Genomic DNA, 20,244 nt, shown 5'->3' on the forward strand with positions numbered 1-20,244 from the left:
GCGCTGGCCCCCCATGCCCTTGTAGGCGAAATAAAGGAGGAGGGGGCGGCCGCAGGCCGACGCCGGAGGACATTCGCCGGAAAGGGTATGGGGGGCCAGCGCCCCACCCACCGACCGGCCCTACGACCAAGGTCGGACGGCCCGCGCCTCACCATCGGACTATGCTCGATCCCATGACTTTGTCTGGGAGGGCTGTCATGCGTTACGAAGATGTCTATCGACGTTCGGTCGATGAACCCGAGGCGTTCTGGGGCGAAGAGGCCCATCGCATCTATTGGCATACCCCGCCGCAGCAGATCCTCGACTACAGCAACCCGCCGTTCCGGCGCTGGTTCGTGGGCGGGGAAACCAACCTCTGCTACAACGCGGTGGACCGCCATCTGGTCGACCGTCCCGACCAGCTCGCGCTGGTTGCCATCTCCAGCGAAACCGGCGTTACCCGCGAGATCAGCTACCGCGAACTGCACCGCGAAGTGAATGCCTTCGCCGCCGTGCTGCAGCGGCTGGACGTGCAGCGCGGCGACCGCGTGGTGATCTACATGCCGAACATGGCCGAGGCCGTGTTCGCGATGCTGGCCTGCGCGCGCATCGGGGCGATCCACTCGGTGGTGTTCGGCGGTTTCGCCGCGCACAACCTGGCACTGCGCATCGATGACGCCGAACCGAAGCTGTTGATCGCCGCCGATGCCGGCAAGCGCGGTGGCAAAGTGATTCCGTACAAGGCGATGGTCGATGCCGCCTGCGCCGAAGCCGCCTCGCCGCCACCGCATGTATTGATCGTCTCACGCGGGCTGGACGCGGCCGAGCCGAAGGTGCCCGGCCGCGACGTCGACTACGCCACGCTGCGTGCCGAGGTGGGTGACCAGGATGTACCGGTGGTGTGGCTGGAATCCAGCGAGCCGAGCTATCTGCTCTACACCTCCGGCACCACCGGCAAGCCGAAGGGCGTGCAGCGCGATGTCGGCGGCTACGCCGTGGCGATGGCGCAGTCGATGGAGACGGTGTTCGACTGCAAGCCCGGCCAGGTGATGTTCTCCACCTCGGACGTGGGCTGGGCGGTCGGGCATTCCTACAACGTGTACGGCCCGCTGATCGGCGGCTGCACCTCGCTGCTGTACGAAGGGCTGCCGACTCACCCGGACCCGGGCATCTGGTGGGCGCTGTGCGAACAGTACGGCGTGCGCACGCTGTTCTCCTCGCCGACCGCGATCCGCGTGCTCAAGAAGCACGATGCCGATTTCATCCGCCGCCACGATCTGGAAGCACTGAAGTACGTCTTCCTCGCCGGCGAACCGCTCGATGAGCCGACCGCGCACTGGATCAACGATGCACTCGGTAAGCCGATCATCGACAACTACTGGCAGACCGAAACCGGCTGGCCGGCACTGACCCTGCTGCCGGGCGTGGACATGAAACCGGTGCGCTTCGGCTCGCCCGGTTTTCCGAACCTCGGCTACCGGATGAAGGTGATCGACGAGAACACCGGCGAGAGCGTCGCGCCGGGGCAGAAGGGCGTGCTGGTGATGATCCCGCCCTTGCCGCCGGGCTGCATGACCACCGTCTGGAAGGACGATGCGCGCTTCATCCAGAGCTACTTCAGCCACTTCAAGGAACTGCTCTACAGCTCGCTGGACTGGGCGATCCAGGACGAAGACGGCTACACCTTCATCCTCGGCCGCACCGACGATGTCATCAACGTGGCCGGGCACCGCCTGGGCACGCGCGAGATCGAAGAATGCATCGCCGGCCATCCGCTGGTGGCCGAGGCCGCCGTGATCGGGGTCAAGGATGAACTCAAGGGCCAGGTGCCGCTGGTATTCGTCACCCTCAAGCAGGCCCTGCAGGGCGACGGCAGTGCCGTGGCGGCCGAGATGATGCAGCGGGTGACCAATACCCTGGGCGCGGTCGCACGGCCGGCGCACATCCATATCGTCAACGCGCTGCCCAAGACGCGCTCGGGCAAGCTGCTGCGGCGCTCGCTGCAGGCGCTGGCCGAGGAGCGTGATCCGGGCGATCTGTCGACCCTGGACGACCCGGCGGCCTTGGACGAGATCCGACGCGCACTGGGGACGTAGGGCGCGGACAGCCTCGTGCGCCCCCGGGCCCGCCTCCTCGGAGAGGCGGGCTTTTTCATGCCCGCCGCGCGCCGGCCAGCCCGTGCTGCAGCGCATTACAGTCGATGCGGAGGGTCGGGTAAGCTGCGCAGGTGATCGTTGCAAGGGGGCGCGCACGTAGCGGCGAACGGCCGGTGCCACGCGCGGTGATGCACCACGTGAAGGGGGAGCACATGGCCTACATCCATGCCAAGACGGCCGCTGGCCGTCAGGAAATCGAGGATCGTGCACGGCGCCTGCCGCCGGCGTTGCGGTCGATTCTGCTGATGGTCGATGGTCAGCGCGATGACACCGCGTTGACCGCGCTGTTGCCGGGCCTGCGTGCTCCGGACGATGCGCTGGCGCAGCTCTCGGCGATGGGCTTGATCGAGATCGTCGGCGGCAGTGCCGCACCGGTCGTCGCCGCAGCGCTGACCGCCGGACGCGAGCAGGATCCGGAGCTGTACAAGCGGCTGTATGACTGGATGAGCGAATCGGTGCGCAGACACCTCGGTCTGAAGGGCTATTTCATGCAGTTGAAGGTCGAGCGCTGCACCGATGCCGGCAGCCTGGAAAAGCTGTGGCCGGACATGGCCGCCGCGATCAGCAAGGCGAAAAGCCCGGCACTGGCCAACCGCTGGCTGGAAGAAACGCACGCGCTGCTGCACACCGAGTCCGTGATCGCCTGAGGCGGCACGTCGACGGCGGCCAGCCAGCGCGCTGTTTAGAATGCGCGCTGTTCTGTTGCAGGAGAGCGGTGATGGTGGACGAGATCGAGATCGAGGACGACGGCGCCCCCGGGTGGGATGCCATCGATGCCGCGTTGAAGGCGGTGTATCCCACGCAGGCGCCGCAGCATTACGGCCCGGTGCTGCGCTCGCTGCTGGGTGGCGAGGATCCGCTGGACGGCATCAGCGCGTACTGGAACGATGCGCCGCTGCCGCACTGGCACTTCGTCAGCTACGGCTTCTCCGAGCTGTATGAAAAGGAGAGCGATGATCCGGCCACCAGTGGCTACGGCTTCGAGCTGAGCGTCCGGGTTGCCGCCGCGGCGGGCAGCGAGCCACCGCCGTGGGCGATGAACTTCCTGCAGAACCTGGCGCGCTACGTGTTCGCCAACGGCAAGGTGTTCCAGCAGGGCCACTACCTCAATGCGGGCGGGCCGATCGCCGCCGACACCGATACGCTGCTGCGGCACGTCGCCTTCATGCGCGACCCGCAACTGCCGCCGCGCGAGACGCCCAACGGTTCGCTGGCGTTCCTGCAGGTGATCGGGCTGGCCGATGACGAGATGGAGGCGGTGAAGCGCTGGTCGACCACGGGCGTGCTCGAAGCGCTGCTGCCGAAGATGCCGCTGTGGATCATCGATATCGCGCGTGGCTCGCTGCTGGACGACCCCGCGCTCGCTGCCGCCGTGGCAGAGGGTGCGGCACGCGAAGGCTCGCAGACGGCCTATCTGTTCCTGGAGAAGCTGGGCGGATCGGTGCAGGGCGAGGGCGCCGACCAGCAGTTGACCGTGACGCTGGGCGCGCGTCAGGTGGAATCGCTGCTCGCGCTGCTGCCGGCGCGGTTGCTGTTCGGCCAGCCATTGACGCTGGTCGGCAACGATCGGCAGATCACGCTGTCGCCGGCGGCCGTCAACGCGCTGGTGGTCGAGGGCGATGCGCTGGACTGCCAGCTGGCCCCGGCCACGGTGCAGGCGCTGGTCGCCACGGTCATGCCACGCCGCGGGACCTATGCGATCCCGGGTTGGCCGGCGCTGCAGGTGGTGGTGGAGCCGAGCGAACTGCGCGATGCCGAGGGCACTGTGGTCGAGATCGTTGGCTGATCGCCTCGCGCGCGCTGGAAACGAAAAAGCCCGGCACTGCCGGGCTTCTTCTTATCCGTCTACGTCAGCCGCACCGGTCAACTCAGGCCTTCGGCCTTCAGTACCGCCTGCACGCCGGCATCGGCGTCCATCCGCTGCTTGAAGGCAGCGATGTTGTCCAAGCCGCTCAGGTCGATCTTCGCGCCCGCGGCCCAGCGCAGGGTGATGTAGAAGTACGGGTCGGCGAAGCTGCGGAACCCGGCCAGCCAGGGGCGGTCGGCCAACTGCGCATCGGCGCGCTCGAACAGGCCACGCAGGCGCTTGCGGGCGGCGGCGCGGAGCGCGTCGTACTGGGTGTCGTCTTCGATGAAGGTGCCCGGCCCGAACAGCGGCTTGAACGCCGGGTGCAGGTCGGAGTTGACGAAGGACAGCCAGCGGGTGGCTTCGGCGCGCTGCTTCGGGCTGCCGTCACCGGTCAGGCCGGCCTGCGGGTAGGTATCGGCGATGTAGCCCATGATGGCCGCGTTCTGGGTCAGCACGAAATCGCCATCGACCACCACCGGCACCGAGCCGGCCGGATTGAGGGCCAGGAACGGCGGCGCCTTCAGGGTGTCCTTGTCGAGCAGTTCCACCTCGAACGGCTGGCCGGTCCACTGCAGGGCGATGTGATCGGCGGTGGAGCAGGCTCCGGGCTTGCTGTACAGCTTCATGGGAACTCCGTTGCGGATGGGTGGAAGGTGAGCCGCCCACTATTCCAGAGCCGGCCCCGCATCCTCAACGGTATGGCCGTAACAGATCGTTACGACGCGCGTGGCTTGAGTTTCTGCACGCGATAGAAGGTGTGATCACCGATCGTGGCCACCTGGTAGGCGTTGCGCCAGCTCGGGTTGGCGATCGCCAGGGCGGCGAAGTGGCTCGCCCCCGGGACGATCTCCTTGCGCTCACCGGCCGGCAGGGCCCAGTTGCGTTCGGCGTCGAAGGCGACGGTCATCGCTTCCTGCCAGGCATCGGCGTTGCCGAGCTGGGTGCCGGGCGCGACGATGGTCGGGGCGAACTGCTTGCGCGCGGTCACCACCTGGCACATCGAGTCGCCCCAGAGGCCGCTGTCCAGGCGGCGCAGCGCCACTTCCGCGACGGCTTGCTGGCCGCGCAGGGTCTGGTCACGCGCTTCGAGGTAGACGGTCGTGCTCAGGCACAACGAATCGGCGGCAGGCTGCGGCAACAACTGTGACAGCCAGAGAATCCAGGCCAGTTTCATAAATCTCCTTGCTCCGTGTGGGCCGCACCTGGCTGTTCCATCCGATCATGCGGACGGGGCGTGGGTACGACTTGGCGTCATGGGGAGGCGACCATCGGGGCCGCCCGGGGGCGGACCCGAAAGAAGACGTGGGGTCCGCGCGCTCACTCGAACTGGGTGGTGAGCGGGAAAGTTGGCGCACGATAGGGGGGGATTTCCCAATACATCCTGAACCCGAACGCTTGACATTCAGGTTTGGAGGTGGGGCTGAATCGGCGGTTCAGCCCCGTATTCAGGTCCGTTTCGACCCGGATCAGAGCGCGGCGGCGACCCGGCTGCCCTGATCGATCGCGCGCTTGGCGTCGAGTTCGGCGGCGACATCCGCACCGCCGATCAGCTGCGCATGGATGCCGGCGGCCTGCAGCGCGGCGTGCAGCTCACGGCGCGGTTCCTGGCCGGCGCAGACCACCACGTGGCTCACCGGCAGCAGCTGTTCCTGGCCATCCACGCGGATGCGCAGGCCGCTGTCATCCACGCCCAGGTACTCAACGCCACCGAGCATGCTCACGCCCTTGGCCTTGAGCGTGGCGCGGTGGATCCAGCCGGTGGTCTTGCCCAGCCGGGCGCCGGGCTTGCCTGGGCTGCGCTGCATCAGCCAGACCTTGCGTGCGGGTGCCTCAGGCGCTGGCTTGGCGAGCGCGCCGCGGCCCTCGAACGTCGGGTCCACGCCCCACTCCGCCATCCAGCGTGCCGGGTCCAGCGCGGAGGAGGGCCCCTCGTGGACGAGGAACTCGCCGACATCGAAGCCGATGCCGCCGGCGCCGATGATCGCGACCTGCTCGCCCACCTGGACCCTGCCAAGCAGCACATCCAGGTAGGTAACCACCTTGGGATGGTCGGCACCGGGGAAATCGACCCGGCGCGGGGTGATGCCGGTGGCGATCACCACCTCGTCGAAACCGGTCAGCGCGGCCACGTCGGCCACGGTGCCCAGCTTCACCTCGACACCGGTCTCGTCCAGCTTGTGGCGGAAATAGCGCAGCGTCTCGTGGAATTCTTCCTTCCCCGGGATGCGCTTGGCGACATTGAACTGCCCGCCGATCTCGCTGCCGGCATCGAACAGCGTGACCGCGTGGCCACGCTCGGCAGCCACGGTCGCGCAGGCCAGCCCGGCCGGCCCGGCGCCGACCACGGCGATCCGGCGCGCGGCGCTGGTCGGGCGGTAGACCAGTTCGGTCTCGTGCACGGCGCGCGGGTTGACCAGGCAGCTGGCGGTCTTGTTCTCGAACACGTGGTCCAGACAGGCCTGGTTGCAGGCGATGCAGGTGTTGATCGCCTCCGGACGGCCGGCGCGCGACTTGTTGGCCCACTGCGGGTCGGCCAGCAGCGGCCGCGCCAGCGAGACCATGTCGGCACCGCCCGCGGCAAGGATGCGCTCGGCCACGTCGGGCATGTTGATGCGGTTGGTCGCGATCACCGGCACGCGCACGTGCGGTTTGAGTTTGGCGGTAACCGCCGCGAAGGCGCCGCGCGGTACCGAGGTTGCAATGGTCGGGATGCGCGCTTCGTGCCAGCCGATGCCGGCGTTGATCAGGGTCGCGCCCGCCGCTTCGATGGCCTGCGCCTGCTGCACGATCTCGGTCCAGTTGCTGCCGTCGGGCACCAGATCCACCAGCGAGAGCCGGTAGATGATGATGAAATCCGGGCCGCAGGCCTCGCGGATGCGACGCACGATCTCCACGGCGAACTGCATGCGCTGGGCCGCGTCACCGCCCCAGCGATCGGTACGCTGGTTGGTACGCGGGGTGATGAACTCATTGATCAGATAGCCTTCCGAGCCCATCACCTCGACGCCGTCGTAGCCGGCCTCGCGGGCCAGCCGCGCGCTGCGCGCGTAATCGGCGATGTGGCGCTCCACCCCGCGCGCCGACAGCGCCCGCGGGGTGAACGGGTTGATCGGGGCCTTCAGCTTGGAGGGAGCCACCGAGAGGGGGTGGTAGGCATAGCGGCCGGCATGCAGCAGCTGCAGGCAGATCTTGCTGCCGTTGTCGTGCACGGCCCGGGTGACCTGGCGATGCGGTCGCACCTCCCACGGCCAGGACAGCTTGCCACCGAATGGCTTGAGCCAGCCGACCACGTTGGGCGCGAAGCCGCCGGTGACGATCAGCCCGACGCCGCCGGCCGCCCGCTCGGCGAAATAGGCCGCCAGGCGTGGGAAATCGCGTGCACGGTCTTCCAGACCGGTATGCATGGACCCCATCAGGACCCGGTTGCGCAGCTGGGTGAAGCCCAGATCGAGCGGCGTGAACAGATGCGGATAAGCGGTGGATTCGGCGGCTGGCGACATGTGGATACGCTTGCGTACGGAAGCCCGCAGGGTGCCGCGAATGTCCTTGAAGAGCAAGGGCAGGTGTCCCCGAACTGCCGACCATCGGTCGGCACGGACGCCCGTTAGGGCGTGGCGGCTGCCGGGCTGGGCTTGCGGATGCCGAACAGCGGCAGGGTGACGCCGCACAGCGGGCCGATCAGCAGCGCGAACGCGAGGGTGCCGACCCCGACATTGCCACCCAGCCACCAGCCGATCAGCAGCACGGTGCCTTCGATCGCGCTGCGCACGATCCAGATCGGCCAGCCGGTGCGGGCGTGCAGGCCGGTCATCAGACCATCGCGGGGGCCGGGGCCGAAGCGCGCGCCGATGTACAGGCCGGTGGCCAGCGCGACCAGCAGCAGGCCGCAGACGAACATCGGGATCTGCCAGGTCAGGCCATGCACCTCCGGCAGCAGCCACAGCCCGAACTGGGCGCTGGGGCCGATCAGCAGCACGTTGAGCACGGTGCCCAGACCCGGTTTCTGCCGGATCGGCCACCACAGCAGCAACACCAGCGCGCCGATCACATTGGTGGCCACGCCGAAGGACAGTGGCGTCTGCAGCGCGATGCCCTGTGACAGCACATCCCAGGGCGCTACGCCGATCGCCGCGCGGATCATCACCGCCGCGCCGAAGCCGTACAGGAACAGACCAAGCAGGAGTTGCAGCAGGCGCAGGGGCAGGGACGTGGGCATGGCGGATTCACCGGAAGGGCCACTGACTGTAGGCGGCACGGCGTACCGCCGACAGATACAGATGCGCACGAAAGTGCGATGACACACCGGCGCGCGGTTTACTCCCAGCCGGACAGCACCAGCTTGCCGATCACGCCGCCCGCTTCCAGCCGGCGGTGTGCCTCGCGCAGGTTCGCCGCATTGATCGTGCCCAGGTGCGTGTGTGCGGTCGTGCGCAGTTCACCGGCATCGATGAGGCTGGCCGCCCGGTTGAGAATGCAATGCTGCTCGATCATGTCCACCGTCTGGAAGCGCGCGCGGGCGAACATGAATTCCCAGTGGATGCCGATGCACTTGGCTTTATAAGGATCGCCGATGCGCAGCGCGCCGCGCGGCTCGACGATCAGCCCGACATGCCCCTGCGGCGCCAGCAGCTCACCCAGCGGTTCCCAATAATGGTCGGTGTCGGCCAGGTTCAAGGCCGCCTGCACCTGCGCAATTCCCAGTGCCTGCAACTGCGGCGCCAACGGCTGGCGATGATCGATCACGTGGTCTGCGCCCATCTGCAGGCACCACGCGCGCGTTTCATCCCGCGATGCCGTGGCGATCACCGTGAAGCCCGCATGCCGCGCGAGCTGGATCGCAATGGAGCCAACGCCACCGGCACCGCCGATGATCAATAGATGCTGGCCGCGATGACGGCAGTCATCAAGCTGCAATGGCATCCGCTGGAAAAGCAGCTCCCACGCCGTCAACGTGGTCAGCGGCAGCGCCGCCGCTTCGGCGAAATCCAGCGTGGTCGGTTTGCGCCCGACCAGACGCTCGTCGACCCACTGGTACTGCGCGTTGCAGCCCGGGCGTGTGACATCGCCCGCGTAGTACACCTCATCGCCGGGCGCGAACGCGCTCACCTCCTCGCCGACCGCTTCAACAACCCCTGCAGCGTCATAGCCGAGCATCCGCGCAGGGTTCTCGTGTTGCGCTCGCGGCGCGCGCTGTTTTGCATCGACAGGATTCACCGACACGGCGTGTACGCGCACCAGCAGATCGCGTCCTTGCGGTGCGCCCGGCGGCGCGATATCCAGGTCCTGCAGGCTTGCGGGGTCTTCAATCGGCAGATACTGCGTCAATCCCACGGCTTTCATGGCGGCTCCGGATGGGGGAATCACCTTCATCATACGGATCACGACGCCGCTGTTTCTGCGCTGAATCAAGAGGTGATCGCGATTTGAACCCTTCCGTGAAAAATGTGTCCCGACCGCGCCTGAATTACGCAAAACCCTTGTCGCGTCTGGGTCTTGCGGAATTTCATCAACCTGTATAGGGTGCCACCAGCTGGACCGGTAGAGGTCTAGCGGTCGTCTTCACATGTTACGGGACTGTTAACATCACCTTCACTCGCCTGAGCATAATGTTCGCGGCGGTGGCGTGCTGAATCGGCAGTCTGAAAAACGACGCAGTAGTGCTGGCCCATGCCTCTACCGGTTTCATACCCCCGAAATAGGAGCTGTACTCAATGAACAAGAAGATCCTTACTGCCGCGCTGCTGGGCGGTCTGGCTTTCGCCCAGGCTGCATCGGCGCAGGATTTTGACGACCGCTGGTACCTGACCGGTTCGGCCGGCTTCAACTTCCAGGATAGCGACCGTCTGACCAACGACGCTCCGTTCGTTACCCTGGGCCTTGGTAAGTTCATCAGCCCCAACTGGTCGCTGGACGGCGAGCTGAACTACCAGAACCCGAACTTCGATTCCAACCAGGATCTGAACTGGAGCCAGTACGGCGCGTCCGTCGATCTGCGTCGCCACTTCATCCAGGACGGCCGCGGCTGGAACCCGTACCTGCTGATGGGTCTGGGCTACCAGAAGTCGGAAGAAGAGTACCCGGCACTGGACGGCAACGGTCCGCGTGAGCGCAAGGACGGCAACTTCGCCGCCAAGGTCGGTGTCGGTCTGCAGACCACCTTCGAAAAGCGCGTCGCCGTGCGTGCCGAAGTGGCCTACCGCGCTGATTTCGACGACAAGAGCATTGCTGCTCCGAGCGAAGACTGGTTCGGCGACGTGCTGGCTTCGGTCGGTGTCGTGATCCCGCTGGGCCCGGCCCCGGTTGCTGCCGTGCCGGCTCCGGCTCCGGTTGCGCCGAGCTGCGCCGATCTGGATGACGACGGTGACGGCGTCAACAACTGCGACGACAAGTGCCCGAACTCCCAGCCGGGTCAGACCATCGGTCCGGACGGTTGCCCGGTCCCGGTGTCGATCGATCTGAAGGGCGTGAACTTCGACTTCGATAAGTCGAACCTGCGTCCGGACGCGGTTGCGATCCTGAGCGAGGCTTCGGAAATCCTGAAGCGTTACCCGGATCTGCGCGTTGAAGTGGCCGGTCACACCGATTCCAAGGGTACCGACGCTTACAACCAGAAGCTGTCCGAGCGTCGTGCTACCTCGGTGTACAACTATCTGACCCAGAACGGCGTTGACGCTTCGCGTCTGGTCGGTCCGATCGGTTACGGCGAGAGCCGCCCGATTGCGCCGAACACCAACCCGGATGGTTCGGATAACCCGGAAGGTCGCGCCAAGAACCGTCGTACCGAGCTGAACGTCCAGAACTAATCCTTCTGGCAGTACAGTCTCAATAAGCAGGGCCCGGCATTGCCGGGCCCTGTTTTTTTTTGTCTTCTCTCAACTCGACACTTGGGCCCTTCCGCGCGCGTCACGCCCCGTATCGACCGGTAGGCTCCTTGGCAAATGTCCCCCGGCCGCCGCCTGACGGCGACGGCCTCCTCCTTGATTTTGCCCAGGGGCCTACCGGTCGCTGCGGGGCTGGGCGTGCTGTAAACCCACGTAAAACCTCGCCCTTCTCCGCAACGCCAACTGGCTTGGCACGATGGGCCGCGCTGCGCTTGTGGGCGAAATAAAGGAGGAGGTGGCGGCCGCAGGCCGCCGCCGGGGGACATTCGCCGACAAGCGCGGCGTGGTCCAGCGCTCGACGCACCGGCCGCCGAGAGTCAAAAGGTTCGCCGTTCGCTTCAAGAAGTGCCCTCGCTGATGGAGAAGCGCCTTCTCACGGATCCAGTCGGTTCGAATCCTTGAAATCAACAATAAATCCAATAAGTTGCCGTATTCATTGAAGGTGGCGCTTGAAAGACGTTGTGGCGCTGTTAAACTCGCCGCGTCGACCCCTTCCTGGATGCATCCCATGCAGCGTTTTGCACTGGCCGCCGCGCTTGGCCTGGCCCTGGTTCCCACCGCCCACGCTGCCGTGGACTGTTCGGCACCTGCCAGCGCATCGCCGCTGCCGCTGCCGGCCACCGCGATCGCACCGGTTGCCGAAGAGCTGTACATCCGCAACGTCCAGTTGGGCATGCCTGCCGGCGTGCTGACCTCCAGCTACGACCGCGAGCAGTCGCTGGACAGCGTGCTGCAGCGCCTGCGCATCGACGGCTGCCAGAACATCGCCAAGGCGATCCCCAGTGCACCGGTGATCAACCCGAACGATCCCGCCGCCTACAAGCCGCAGACCGAGTTCGACAACACGCCGTGGCGCTTCGACATGAGCCAGAACGGCAAGCGCATGACCGCCGAAGAATTCGACGCGTGGATGAAGGCGCGCGGTGTGCGCGTGGTCAAGGCGCGCCCGGTACCGGCTGCCGTGCCGGCCGCCACCACCGAAGCACCGGCTGAGACCAAGCCGGCGGACAAGAAGTAAGCCGCCTGAGCGGAGCACGATGACGACACGCCGGCCACCCGCCGCGAATGCGTCCCGACCACGCCGCCCCGAGCGGCGTGCGAGCCCCGCAACAGGCACCCGCAACGCCGCCTCCAGCAGCCCCGCGGGCGCACCGCGCCATGGCCTGGCGCGCGTGCTGTCCAAGGCCGGGCTGTGCTCGCGCACCGAAGCTGCGCGCTGGATCGCCGATGGCCGGGTGACGGTCGACGGCCGTGTCATCAACAACCCCGAATTTCCGATCATCGACGGGCGCCATCACGTGCGTGTCGATGGTCAGCCGCTGGATGCGCCCAAGCGCGTGCACCTGATGCTCAACAAGCCGCGAGGGCTGGTGACCACCGCGCAGGACGAGCGCGGCCGTGACACCGTGTACCGCTGTTTCGATGCTGCCGGCCTGCCGTGGATCGCGCCGGTCGGGCGCCTGGACAAGGCCAGCGAAGGCCTGCTGCTTTTCAGCAATGATCCGCAGTGGGCCGCGCGCCTGACCGATCCGGCCACCGGCCCGGACAAGACCTATCACGTCCAGATCGATGCCATCCCCGATGCCGCGCAGCTGCAGGCGTTGTGCGCGGGGATCGAGGACGAAGGCGAGCTGCTGCGTGCGCGGCGCGCCACGCTGCTGCGCAGTGGCGACAAGACCGCCTGGCTGGAAGTGGTGCTGGAGGAAGGCCGCAACCGGCATATCCGCCGCCTGCTTGCCGCATTCGACATCAACGTGCTGCGCCTGGTGCGCGTGGCGATCGGCCAGCTGCCGCTCGGCGAGCTGGGCAAGGGCGCCTGGCGCGAGCTCAGCCAACACGATCTGGATCTGCTTTATGCCGTGGCCGACAGCGCCGCGGCCACACCGTGACCTTGTGGCCTGCCGGCATGTGGCAGGCCAATCGACCCGGGCAATGGATGGCCTTCGAAGGGACGTTCCGTTCAACACCGGGAGTAAGACCATGCACGTCAGTACCCTCAACCGTTCCCTGTTCCGCGGCGCCTGCCTGTTGTTGCCGGCCGCGCTGCTGACCGCCTGCGGCGGCCACAAACAGATCGCCAAGCAGGCGCCGCCGGTGACCGACAAGGTCGTGGAGGTCAAGGTTCCCGAGCTGGATGGCCGCGGCAGCTACCGCTTCCTGATGAGCGATGGCGACAAGCGCATGAGCGCCGACGAGTTCGATGCCTGGATGAAGGCCAACGGCATCCGTGTGGCCAAGGGCAATGGCCAGGATGGACCGGTTGCGGCACCGGTGGTGGTGGCCAGCAAGGAAGAGGCCAAGGACAAGAAGAAAAAGAAGAAATAAAAAAAACGCCGGGCATGGCCCGGCGTTCTGTGGGGACGGCACGCCAGGCGCCGCCGTCCGGTCAAGCCTTGATCACGCCCAGTTCCAGGCCGATCCGGGTGAAGGCATCGATGGCACGGTCCAGGTGTGCACGCGTGTGTGCGGCGCTGATCTGGGTGCGGATGCGGGCCTGGCCCTTGGGTACCACCGGGAAGAAGAAGCCGATCGCGTAGATGCCTTCCTCGAGCAGGCGCTCGGCGAACTTCTGCGCCAGCGGCGCGTCGTACAGCATCACCGGGCTGATCGGATGCACGCCCGGCTTCACATCGAAACCGGCGGCGGTCATCTTCTCGCGGAAGTAGGCGGTGTTCTGCGCCAGGGTATCGCGCAGGTCATCGGCGGCGGCCAGCATCTCGAAGGCCTTGATGCCGGCAGCGACCACGTGCGGCGGCAGCGAGTTGGAGAACAGGTACGGGCGCGAGCGCTGGCGCAGTAGTTCGATCACTTCGGCGCTGGCGCAGGTGAAGCCGCCCAGTGCACCGCCCATGGCCTTGCCCAGGGTGCCGGTGATGATGTCGATCTTTTCCAGCACGCCTTTGACCTCGGCCGAGCCGCGGCCCGTGGCGCCGAGGAAGCCGGTGGCATGGCATTCGTCGATGTGGACCAGCGCGTTGTACTTCTTGGCCAGTGCGGTGATCTCATCCAGCGGGGCGATGAAGCCGTCCATCGAGAACACGCCGTCGGTGGTGATCAGCTTGGTCTTGCAGCCGGCCGCATCGGCTGCCTGCAGCTGGGCTTCCAGATCGGCCATGTCGCAGTTGGCGTAGCGGAAACGCTTGGCCTTGCACAGGCGCACGCCATCGATGATCGAGGCATGGTTGAGCGCGTCGGAAATGATCGCGTCGTGCTCGCCCAGCAGCGGCTCGAACAGGCCACCGTTGGCGTCGAAGCAGGCCGCGTACAGGATGGTGTCCTGCTTGCCGAAGAAATCGGCGATCTGCTTTTCCAGCTGCTTGTGCAGGTCCTGGGTGCCGCAGATGAAGCGCACCGAGGCCATGCCGAAGCCGTGGGTATCCAGCGCATCCTTGGCGGCCTGGATCAGGTCCGGATGGTCGGCCAGGCCCAGGTAGTTGTTGGCGCAGAAGTTCAGTACCGAACGGCCATCGTCCAAGGTGATCTCGGCAGACTGCGGGCTGGTGATGATGCGTTCGGACTTGAACAGGCCCTGGGCGCGGATCGCCTCCAGTTCTTCAACGTAGTGCTGGGTCAGCGAGGCGGTGGTGGCGTCGGTCATGGCAGGCAGTCTTCGGCACGGGAAACCCGGGATTTTACCTGTCGCAGGCGGCCGCAGGGTGCGCCGCCGGGTAGCCGGGGCGGGGCAGGGCAAGGGACGGTTGCAGACGTGATTGTTGCATCGCAATATCAATCAGGTTAAAAAACTGTAAACCGCGCCGTTCCGCCCACCCCCACGTCTGGAGAGACCCCGCATGAACCACGCCACGCGCTGTACCGCCGCCGCTGTGCTCTGCGCCGCCCTGCTTGCCCCGTTTGCCGCCAGCGCCCAGGACGAGGCCGAATCGCCGTTCAGCTGGAACGTCACCGCCGTATCGGACTACGTGTTCCGTGGTGTGTCCCAGACCGACGAGGACCCGACGATCCAGGCCGGCTTCACCTACACCTCGCCGGTGGGCCTGTACGCCGGTGTCTGGGGCTCGGGCGTGGATTTCGGTGATGGCGGCCCGGATGCCGAGGTCGATTACCTGATCGGCTACGCCTTTGACGTGACCGACAACGTCAACGTGGATCTGCTGCTCAACCGCTACACCTACCCGGGTTCGAGCGAGTTGGCCTACAACGAGTTCATCACCAAGACCACGTTCGCCAAGCAGTACAGCCTGACCGTGACCTATACCAACGACGTGTTCAACTCGAGCACCGATGCGTGGTACTACGCCGTGGGCGGCGAGTGGGCACTGCCGCAGGACTTCACGCTGAGCGCGAACGTCGGCCGCAGCACCTTCGAAGAAGGCATCTCCAAGGATTACACCGATTGGAATGTCGGCGTCAGCCGCCAGTTCGGCCTGTTCAACCTGGGCCTGGGCTACTACGGCACCGATGGCAACGGCCGCGACAACTCCGGCAAGCTGGCTGACAACCGCGTGGTGTTCACGGTCGGCATCGGGCAGTAACCGGCACCCGACACCGCCAACCACCTCGCGAACCAGAAAAGGCGCCCGGATGGGCGCCTTTTCAATGTTGACCTCACACCGGAACCCTTGCTGGAGAACAGCCCCCTTGTTGTTCAAGGGGGCGCGCCAACGGCGCGAGGATAAGGTGGAATGGACAATTGACCATCGGTGCCGAAGGCACAGGTGATCAATTCCAGCTCAGCACCACCTTGCCGGCCTTGCCCTGTTCCATCAGGTCGAAGCCCTTCTGGAAATCATCGATCGGCAGCTGGTGGGTCATCACCTTGCCGAGCGGGAAGCCGGAGAGCACCAGCTGGGTCATCTTGTACCAGGTCTCGTACATCTTGCGGCCGTAGATGCCCTGCACGGTCAGGCCCTTGAAGATGATCTTGTCCCAGTCGCAACCGGCGCCCTTGGGCATGATGCCGAGCATGGCGATCTTGCCGCCATGGTACATGCAGTCGAGCATGTCGTTGAACGCGCGCGGATTGCCGCTCATTTCCAGGCCCACGTCGAAGCCCTCCATGTGCAGTTCCTTCATCACGTCCTTGAGCGAGGTGTTGGACACGTTCACCACGCGGGTGGCGCCCATGTCGGCGGCCAGCTTCAGGCGGAAATCATTGACGTCGGTAACCACCACGTTGCGCGCACCGATGTGCTTGCAGATGCCCGCGGCGATGATGCCGATCGGGCCGGCGCCGGTGATCAGCACGTCCTCGCCGATCACGTTGAACTCCAGCGCGCAGTGCGCCGCGTTGCCGTACGGATCGAAGAACGCGGCCAGCTCGGAGGGGATCTGATCCGGGATCGGCCACAGGTTGCTGGCCGGCATCACCATGTACTCGGCGAAGGCGCCGTTGACGTTGACGCCGATGCCCACGGTGTTCGGGCACAGGTGCTGGCGGCCGCCGCGGCAATTGCGGCAATGGCCGCAGACGATGTGGCCTTCGGCCGAGACGCGCTGGCCAATCTCATAGCCGGTCACGCCCGGGCCGATCTCGGCGATGCGGCCGACGAACTCGTGGCCGATGGTCAGGCCCGGCTTGATCGTGCGCTGGCTCCACTCGTCCCACAGGTAGATGTGCAGGTCGGTACCGCAGATGGCGGTCTTTTCCAGCTTGATCAGGACCTGGTTCGGGCCTGGGGTAGGGACCGGCACCTCTTCCAGCCAGATGCCCTTGGCGGCTTCGCGTTTGACCAGGGCCTTCATTGTTTGCTGCGCCATCGGGGTGGAACTCGTCTGGGGGAAAACGCGGATTATAGAGCGGCTGGCGGTTTTCCCATGTTGCAGCGCGGGTGGGTTGGGAGGTGGCCATGCCCATCATTGCCGCACTGCGTGCGGCCAGCCGACCCTGGGGCGGCTCCACCGGGCTTCGGGACGGCGCAGCGGCTGGGCTAGAATCGGCGGTTCTTTCACCAGGGGCTGCTCAATGCGCTCGAACCTGCTTGCTTTCTCCGTCGTCGCCAGCCTTGGGCTGGTCCAGGTCGCCCATGCCGCTGAAGGCATGTGGGTGCCGCAGCAGCTGCCGGAAATCGCCGGCCCGCTCAAGCAGGCCGGCCTGAAGCTGTCCCCGGAGCAGATCTCCAACCTGACCGGCGACCCGATGGGCGCGGTCGTGGCGCTGGGTGGCTGCACCGCCAGCTTCGTCTCCCCGCAGGGCCTGGTGGTCACCAACCACCACTGCGCCTATGGCGCGATCCAGCTGAATTCGACGGCCGAAAAGAACCTGATCAAGGACGGCTTCAACGCGCCGACCCTGAAGGACGAGCTGAGCGCCGGCCCCAATGCCCGCGTGTTCGTGCTGGACCAGATCACCGACGTGACCGACCAGGCCAAGGCCGCGATCGCCGCCGCCGGCAAGAACCCGCTGGCCCGCACCCGCGCGCTGGAGGCCTTCGACAAGGCCCAGACTGCCGCCTGTGAAGCCGATGCCGGCTTCCGCTGCCGCCTGTACAGCTTCTCCGGCGGCAACACCTACCGCCTGTTCCGCAACATGGAAATCAAGGACGTGCGCTTGGTCTACGCGCCCCCGGGCAGCGTCGGCAAGTTCGGCGGCGACATCGACAACTGGATGTGGCCGCGCCACACCGGCGATTTCTCGTTCTACCGCGCCTACGTGGGCAAGGACGGCAAGCCGGCCGCCTTCTCGGCCGACAACGTGCCTTACCAGCCCAAGCACTTCCTGAAGTTCGCCGACCAGCCGCTGGGCGCCGACGACTTCGTGATGGTGGCCGGCTACCCGGGCCGCACCAACCGCTACGCCCTGGCCGGCGAGTTCAATGAAACCGCCAGCTGGACCTACCCGACCATCGCGCGCCACTACAACGCGGTGCTGAAGATGATCGACGAGGCCGGCAAGGCCGACCCGGACGTCAAGGTGAAGTACGCCGCCACCGCGGCCAGCATGAACAACGTGGCCAAGAACTACGCCGGTCAGCTGGAAGGCTTCAAGCGCATCGACGCGGCCGGCCAGAAACAGGCCGAAGAAGCCGCCGTGCTGGCCTGGCTGAAGAAGCGTGGCGCCGCCGGCAAGCCGGCCCTGGCTGCGCATGCGCAGCTGATCCAGCACCTGGACACCAGCAAGGCCACGCGTGAGCGCGACCTGTTCGTCAGCCAGTTCAACAGCACCTCGGCCGTGGGCTCGGCGATCACCCTGTACCGCCTGTCGATCGAACGCAGCAAGGCCGATGCCGAGCGCGAAGTCGGCTATCAGGAGCGCGATCTGCCCTCGATCGAAGGCGGCCTGAAGCAGATGGACCGCCGTTACGTGCCGCGCATGGACCAGCAGCTGCAGACCTACTGGCTGAGCCAGTACGTGGCCCTGCCGGCGTCACAGCGCACCAACGAGGTGCTCAACCAGTGGCTGGCAGGCAGCGATGCGGCCGCCGTGCAGGGTCTGGTCGGCAAGCTCTCGGCCACCAAGCTGGGCAGCCTGGATGAGCGCCTGACGTGGTTCAAGGCCGACCGCGCGGCGTTCGAGGCCAGCACTGATCCGGCCATCCAGTACGCGGTGGCGGTGATGCCGGCGCTGCTCAAGCAGGAAGAGCAGAAGAAGACCCGCGAAGGCGAGTCGCTGGTGTCGCGCCCGCTGTATCTGCAGGCCGTGGCCGACTACAAGAAGAGCAAGGGCGAGTTCGTCTATCCGGACGCCAACCTGTCGCTGCGCATCACTTTCGGCAACGTCATGGGCTACGGCAAGGACGGTGTGAACTACACCCCGTTCACCACCCTGGAAGGCGTGGCGGCGAAGGAAACCGGCGAAGATCCGTTCGATTCGCCCAAGGCGCTGCTGGAGGCGGTCAAGGCCAAGCGTTACGGCGGCCTGGAAGACAAGCGCATCGGCTCGGTGCCGGTGAACTTCCTGTCCAACCTGGATATCACCGGCGGCAATTCCGGTTCGCCGGTGCTGGATGCCAACGGCAAGCTGGTCGGCCTGGCCTTCGATGGCAACTGGGAGTCGGTGAGTTCGAACTGGGTGTTCGATCCGGTGATGACCCGCATGATCGCGGTCGACAGCCGTTACATGCAGTGGATCATGCAGGAAGTGGCGCCGGCGCCGCAGCTGCTCAAAGAACTGAACCTCAGCAAGTAAGCCGATACGTCGGTTTCCAGAACCCCGCAGCGACATCTGCGGGGTTTTTTTTATGGTCCGCTATACCTCCAACGCGAGGCGTCTTGTTTTCCCCTGAGGGAGCGCGCCGGGCAGGGCTGGGCGAGACACGCCGTGAACCCATCCATGGGGGTCTCGTACGACCGCATCCATGCGGTCGAACGGTCTCGCCCAGCCCTGCCCGGCGCGCTCTGGACAGATGCCGGTGTGCGGACAAAAAGGCGAAGCGGCACTGCACCTGCGCTTTGCGTCCGCCTCAGCGACGAAAACCTTGATGGCTGAGGCCGGGTAGCCTCTGGCAGGACCGTGCGACGGCATGGATGCCGTCGTACGAGCCCCCAGGGATGGGTTCACGGCGCGTCCTGCCAGAGGCTGCCCGGCCTCAGCCTGCGCGGGCCAGTCAGGCGCCGGGCTGTACGAGCCATCCTTCCGTAAGTCAGCAAGTCAGCAAGCACGCAAACAACGAAGCGCAAAGCGCCACACAGCTTCACAGCCGCGACCGGGTATCATCCCTGTTCCGCGTGCTTTCACAGGATGTGAACGAAGCGCCGGAACCTCCTCCCCCAAGGACCCCTTGTCCGCATGCGCATCCTGCTTGCCCGTCACGGCGAAACGCCGTGGAATGCCGAAGGCCGCTACCAAGGCCAGATCGATATCCCGTTGTCGCCGATCGGCGAAGCCCAGGCCAAGGCACTGGGGGAACGTCTGAAGTCCGTCGACATCACCCGTGCCGTTGCCTCACCGCTCTCGCGCGCCCAGCTCACCGCCCAGCTCGCCCTCGGTGCCGAGCGCGCGCCTATGCTGCTGACCGAGCCGGACCTGCAGGAAATCGCCCACGGTGAATGGGAAGGCCTGCTGGCCAGCGAAATCCACGACAAGGATCCCTCCCGCCTGCGCGCCTGGCGCGAAGAACCGGACACCGTGCTGATGCCCGGCGGCGAATCGCTGCGCCTGGTGCTCGAACGCAGCTGGCGTGGCCTGGCCCGTGCCGCTGAAGGCCTGGGCGAGCACGACACCCTGCTGGTGGTCGCCCATGACGCCGTCAACCGCGTGATCCTGTGCCGCATCCTCGGCCTGCCGATCTCGCGCCTGTGGACCTTCCGCCAGGCACCGACCACCCTCAACCTGCTCGAAGGCCCCGACCTCGATCAGCTGGAAGTGGTCCGCCTCAACGACTGTGCGCACCACACCCCGTTCTTCGGCGAAGCCAAGCACCGCGCGCTGTAACGCACTGCGTCCCATCCTGCCGTCCGCCCCAACGATTCCGATCCAACG

The 20,244-nt window shown here is 66.2% G+C and carries 17 protein-coding genes; 10 read left to right on the top strand and 7 right to left on the bottom strand.

Going from position 1 to position 20,244, the window contains the following annotated elements; genetic code table 11:
- Positions 1–197 precede the first annotated feature (197 nt).
- The 3 genes from prpE to ABE463_RS12960 all read left to right on the top strand — a co-directional run bounded on the left by prpE (position 198) and on the right by ABE463_RS12960 (position 3,921).
- Positions 198–2,075 carry a propionate--CoA ligase gene (prpE, locus tag ABE463_RS12950; protein WP_346468453.1) on the top strand — a complete coding sequence of 626 codons (1,878 nt, stop codon included), beginning with the start codon at positions 198–200 and terminating at the stop codon, positions 2,073–2,075.
- A 212-nt stretch (positions 2,076–2,287) separates the two neighbouring features.
- Positions 2,288–2,782 (top strand): hypothetical protein, encoded by a 495-nt coding sequence (locus ABE463_RS12955; protein ID WP_259261122.1) that lies wholly within the window; start codon positions 2,288–2,290, stop codon positions 2,780–2,782.
- Between the two features lie 71 nt (positions 2,783–2,853).
- On the top strand, positions 2,854–3,921 hold the full coding sequence (locus ABE463_RS12960; RefSeq protein WP_346468454.1) for a suppressor of fused domain protein: 1,068 nt from the start codon (positions 2,854–2,856) through the stop codon (positions 3,919–3,921).
- Between the two features lie 77 nt (positions 3,922–3,998).
- On the opposite strand, the gene ABE463_RS12965 is transcribed toward ABE463_RS12960, so the two are convergent.
- From ABE463_RS12965 to ABE463_RS12985, 5 genes are all read right to left on the bottom strand, one after another.
- Positions 3,999–4,610, bottom strand: coding sequence for a glutathione S-transferase N-terminal domain-containing protein (locus ABE463_RS12965; protein WP_346468455.1), 612 nt, complete (start codon positions 4,608–4,610; stop codon positions 3,999–4,001).
- An 89-nt stretch (positions 4,611–4,699) separates the two neighbouring features.
- A complete protein-coding gene (locus ABE463_RS12970) occupies positions 4,700–5,158 on the bottom strand; it encodes a cell wall hydrolase (RefSeq protein WP_088435200.1) in 459 nt (152 codons plus the stop codon).
- Between the two features lie 292 nt (positions 5,159–5,450).
- A complete protein-coding gene (locus ABE463_RS12975; RefSeq protein WP_346468456.1) occupies positions 5,451–7,484 on the bottom strand; it encodes an NADPH-dependent 2,4-dienoyl-CoA reductase in 2,034 nt (677 codons plus the stop codon).
- Positions 7,485–7,588: 104 nt separating this feature from the next.
- The gene (locus ABE463_RS12980; protein ID WP_346468457.1) at positions 7,589–8,200 is read right to left on the bottom strand and encodes a hypothetical protein; all 612 of its coding nucleotides are present in this window, start codon (positions 8,198–8,200) and stop codon (positions 7,589–7,591) included.
- A 98-nt stretch (positions 8,201–8,298) separates the two neighbouring features.
- A complete protein-coding gene (locus ABE463_RS12985) occupies positions 8,299–9,324 on the bottom strand; it encodes a zinc-binding alcohol dehydrogenase family protein (RefSeq protein WP_346468567.1) in 1,026 nt (341 codons plus the stop codon).
- A 371-nt stretch (positions 9,325–9,695) separates the two neighbouring features.
- Between ABE463_RS12985 and ABE463_RS12990 the strand changes: the two genes are divergently transcribed.
- From ABE463_RS12990 to ABE463_RS13005, 4 genes are all read left to right on the top strand, one after another.
- Positions 9,696–10,787 carry an OmpA family protein gene (locus ABE463_RS12990; RefSeq protein ID WP_346468458.1) on the top strand — a complete coding sequence of 364 codons (1,092 nt, stop codon included), beginning with the start codon at positions 9,696–9,698 and terminating at the stop codon, positions 10,785–10,787.
- Between the two features lie 586 nt (positions 10,788–11,373).
- On the top strand, positions 11,374–11,883 hold the full coding sequence (locus ABE463_RS12995) for a hypothetical protein (protein ID WP_313209609.1): 510 nt from the start codon (positions 11,374–11,376) through the stop codon (positions 11,881–11,883).
- A 19-nt stretch (positions 11,884–11,902) separates the two neighbouring features.
- The gene (locus ABE463_RS13000; protein WP_346468459.1) at positions 11,903–12,754 is read left to right on the top strand and encodes a pseudouridine synthase; all 852 of its coding nucleotides are present in this window, start codon (positions 11,903–11,905) and stop codon (positions 12,752–12,754) included.
- Positions 12,755–12,845: 91 nt separating this feature from the next.
- Positions 12,846–13,190 carry a hypothetical protein gene (locus ABE463_RS13005; protein ID WP_346468460.1) on the top strand — a complete coding sequence of 115 codons (345 nt, stop codon included), beginning with the start codon at positions 12,846–12,848 and terminating at the stop codon, positions 13,188–13,190.
- A gap of 61 nt (positions 13,191–13,251) precedes the next feature.
- On the opposite strand, the gene kbl is transcribed toward ABE463_RS13005, so the two are convergent.
- The gene (kbl, locus tag ABE463_RS13010) at positions 13,252–14,463 is read right to left on the bottom strand and encodes a glycine C-acetyltransferase (RefSeq protein WP_346468461.1); all 1,212 of its coding nucleotides are present in this window, start codon (positions 14,461–14,463) and stop codon (positions 13,252–13,254) included.
- Positions 14,464–14,656: 193 nt separating this feature from the next.
- Here kbl and ABE463_RS13015 point away from each other — a divergent pair, with 193 nt between their 5' ends.
- Positions 14,657–15,358, top strand: a complete 702-nt coding sequence (locus ABE463_RS13015; protein ID WP_346468462.1) for a TorF family putative porin — start codon at positions 14,657–14,659, stop codon at positions 15,356–15,358.
- 187 nt (positions 15,359–15,545) lie between these two features.
- Here ABE463_RS13015 and tdh read toward each other — a convergent pair whose 3' ends face one another.
- Complete coding sequence (tdh, locus tag ABE463_RS13020) at positions 15,546–16,568, bottom strand: L-threonine 3-dehydrogenase (RefSeq protein WP_123728470.1); 1,023 nt, start codon at positions 16,566–16,568, stop codon at positions 15,546–15,548.
- 220 nt (positions 16,569–16,788) lie between these two features.
- Between tdh and ABE463_RS13025 the strand changes: the two genes are divergently transcribed.
- Together ABE463_RS13025 and ABE463_RS13030 are read left to right on the top strand one after the other, a co-directional pair.
- The gene (locus tag ABE463_RS13025) at positions 16,789–18,951 is read left to right on the top strand and encodes a S46 family peptidase (RefSeq protein ID WP_346468463.1); all 2,163 of its coding nucleotides are present in this window, start codon (positions 16,789–16,791) and stop codon (positions 18,949–18,951) included.
- A 600-nt stretch (positions 18,952–19,551) separates the two neighbouring features.
- A complete protein-coding gene (locus tag ABE463_RS13030; RefSeq protein WP_346468464.1) occupies positions 19,552–20,196 on the top strand; it encodes a histidine phosphatase family protein in 645 nt (214 codons plus the stop codon).
- Positions 20,197–20,244 lie beyond the last annotated feature (48 nt).

The organism is Stenotrophomonas sp. TWI819 (genome assembly GCF_039673075.1).
Classification (GTDB): domain Bacteria; phylum Pseudomonadota; class Gammaproteobacteria; order Xanthomonadales; family Xanthomonadaceae; genus Stenotrophomonas; species Stenotrophomonas rhizophila_B.

Excerpts from the sequence above, each read along its gene's own strand:
- ABE463_RS13015 (WP_346468462.1), top strand. The coding sequence starts at position 14,657 with ATGAACCACGCCACGCGCTGTACCGCCGCCGCTGTGCTCTGCGCCGCC.
- ABE463_RS13030 (WP_346468464.1), top strand. The coding sequence starts at position 19,552 with ATGCGCATCCTGCTTGCCCGTCACGGCGAAACGCCGTGGAATGCCGAA.
- kbl (WP_346468461.1), bottom strand. The coding sequence starts at position 14,463 with ATGACCGACGCCACCACCGCCTCGCTGACCCAGCACTACGTTGAAGAA.
- ABE463_RS13000 (WP_346468459.1), top strand. The coding sequence starts at position 11,903 with ATGACGACACGCCGGCCACCCGCCGCGAATGCGTCCCGACCACGCCGC.
- ABE463_RS12990 (WP_346468458.1), top strand. The coding sequence starts at position 9,696 with ATGAACAAGAAGATCCTTACTGCCGCGCTGCTGGGCGGTCTGGCTTTC.
- ABE463_RS12965 (WP_346468455.1), bottom strand. The coding sequence starts at position 4,610 with ATGAAGCTGTACAGCAAGCCCGGAGCCTGCTCCACCGCCGATCACATC.
- ABE463_RS12955 (WP_259261122.1), top strand. The coding sequence starts at position 2,288 with ATGGCCTACATCCATGCCAAGACGGCCGCTGGCCGTCAGGAAATCGAG.
- tdh (WP_123728470.1), bottom strand. The coding sequence starts at position 16,568 with ATGAAGGCCCTGGTCAAACGCGAAGCCGCCAAGGGCATCTGGCTGGAA.
- ABE463_RS12975 (WP_346468456.1), bottom strand. The coding sequence starts at position 7,484 with ATGTCGCCAGCCGCCGAATCCACCGCTTATCCGCATCTGTTCACGCCG.
- ABE463_RS12995 (WP_313209609.1), top strand. The coding sequence starts at position 11,374 with ATGCAGCGTTTTGCACTGGCCGCCGCGCTTGGCCTGGCCCTGGTTCCC.
- ABE463_RS13005 (WP_346468460.1), top strand. The coding sequence starts at position 12,846 with ATGCACGTCAGTACCCTCAACCGTTCCCTGTTCCGCGGCGCCTGCCTG.
- ABE463_RS12980 (WP_346468457.1), bottom strand. The coding sequence starts at position 8,200 with ATGCCCACGTCCCTGCCCCTGCGCCTGCTGCAACTCCTGCTTGGTCTG.
- ABE463_RS12960 (WP_346468454.1), top strand. The coding sequence starts at position 2,854 with ATGGTGGACGAGATCGAGATCGAGGACGACGGCGCCCCCGGGTGGGAT.
- ABE463_RS12970 (WP_088435200.1), bottom strand. The coding sequence starts at position 5,158 with ATGAAACTGGCCTGGATTCTCTGGCTGTCACAGTTGTTGCCGCAGCCT.
- ABE463_RS12985 (WP_346468567.1), bottom strand. The coding sequence starts at position 9,324 with ATGAAAGCCGTGGGATTGACGCAGTATCTGCCGATTGAAGACCCCGCA.
- ABE463_RS13025 (WP_346468463.1), top strand. The coding sequence starts at position 16,789 with ATGCGCTCGAACCTGCTTGCTTTCTCCGTCGTCGCCAGCCTTGGGCTG.
- prpE (WP_346468453.1), top strand. The coding sequence starts at position 198 with ATGCGTTACGAAGATGTCTATCGACGTTCGGTCGATGAACCCGAGGCG.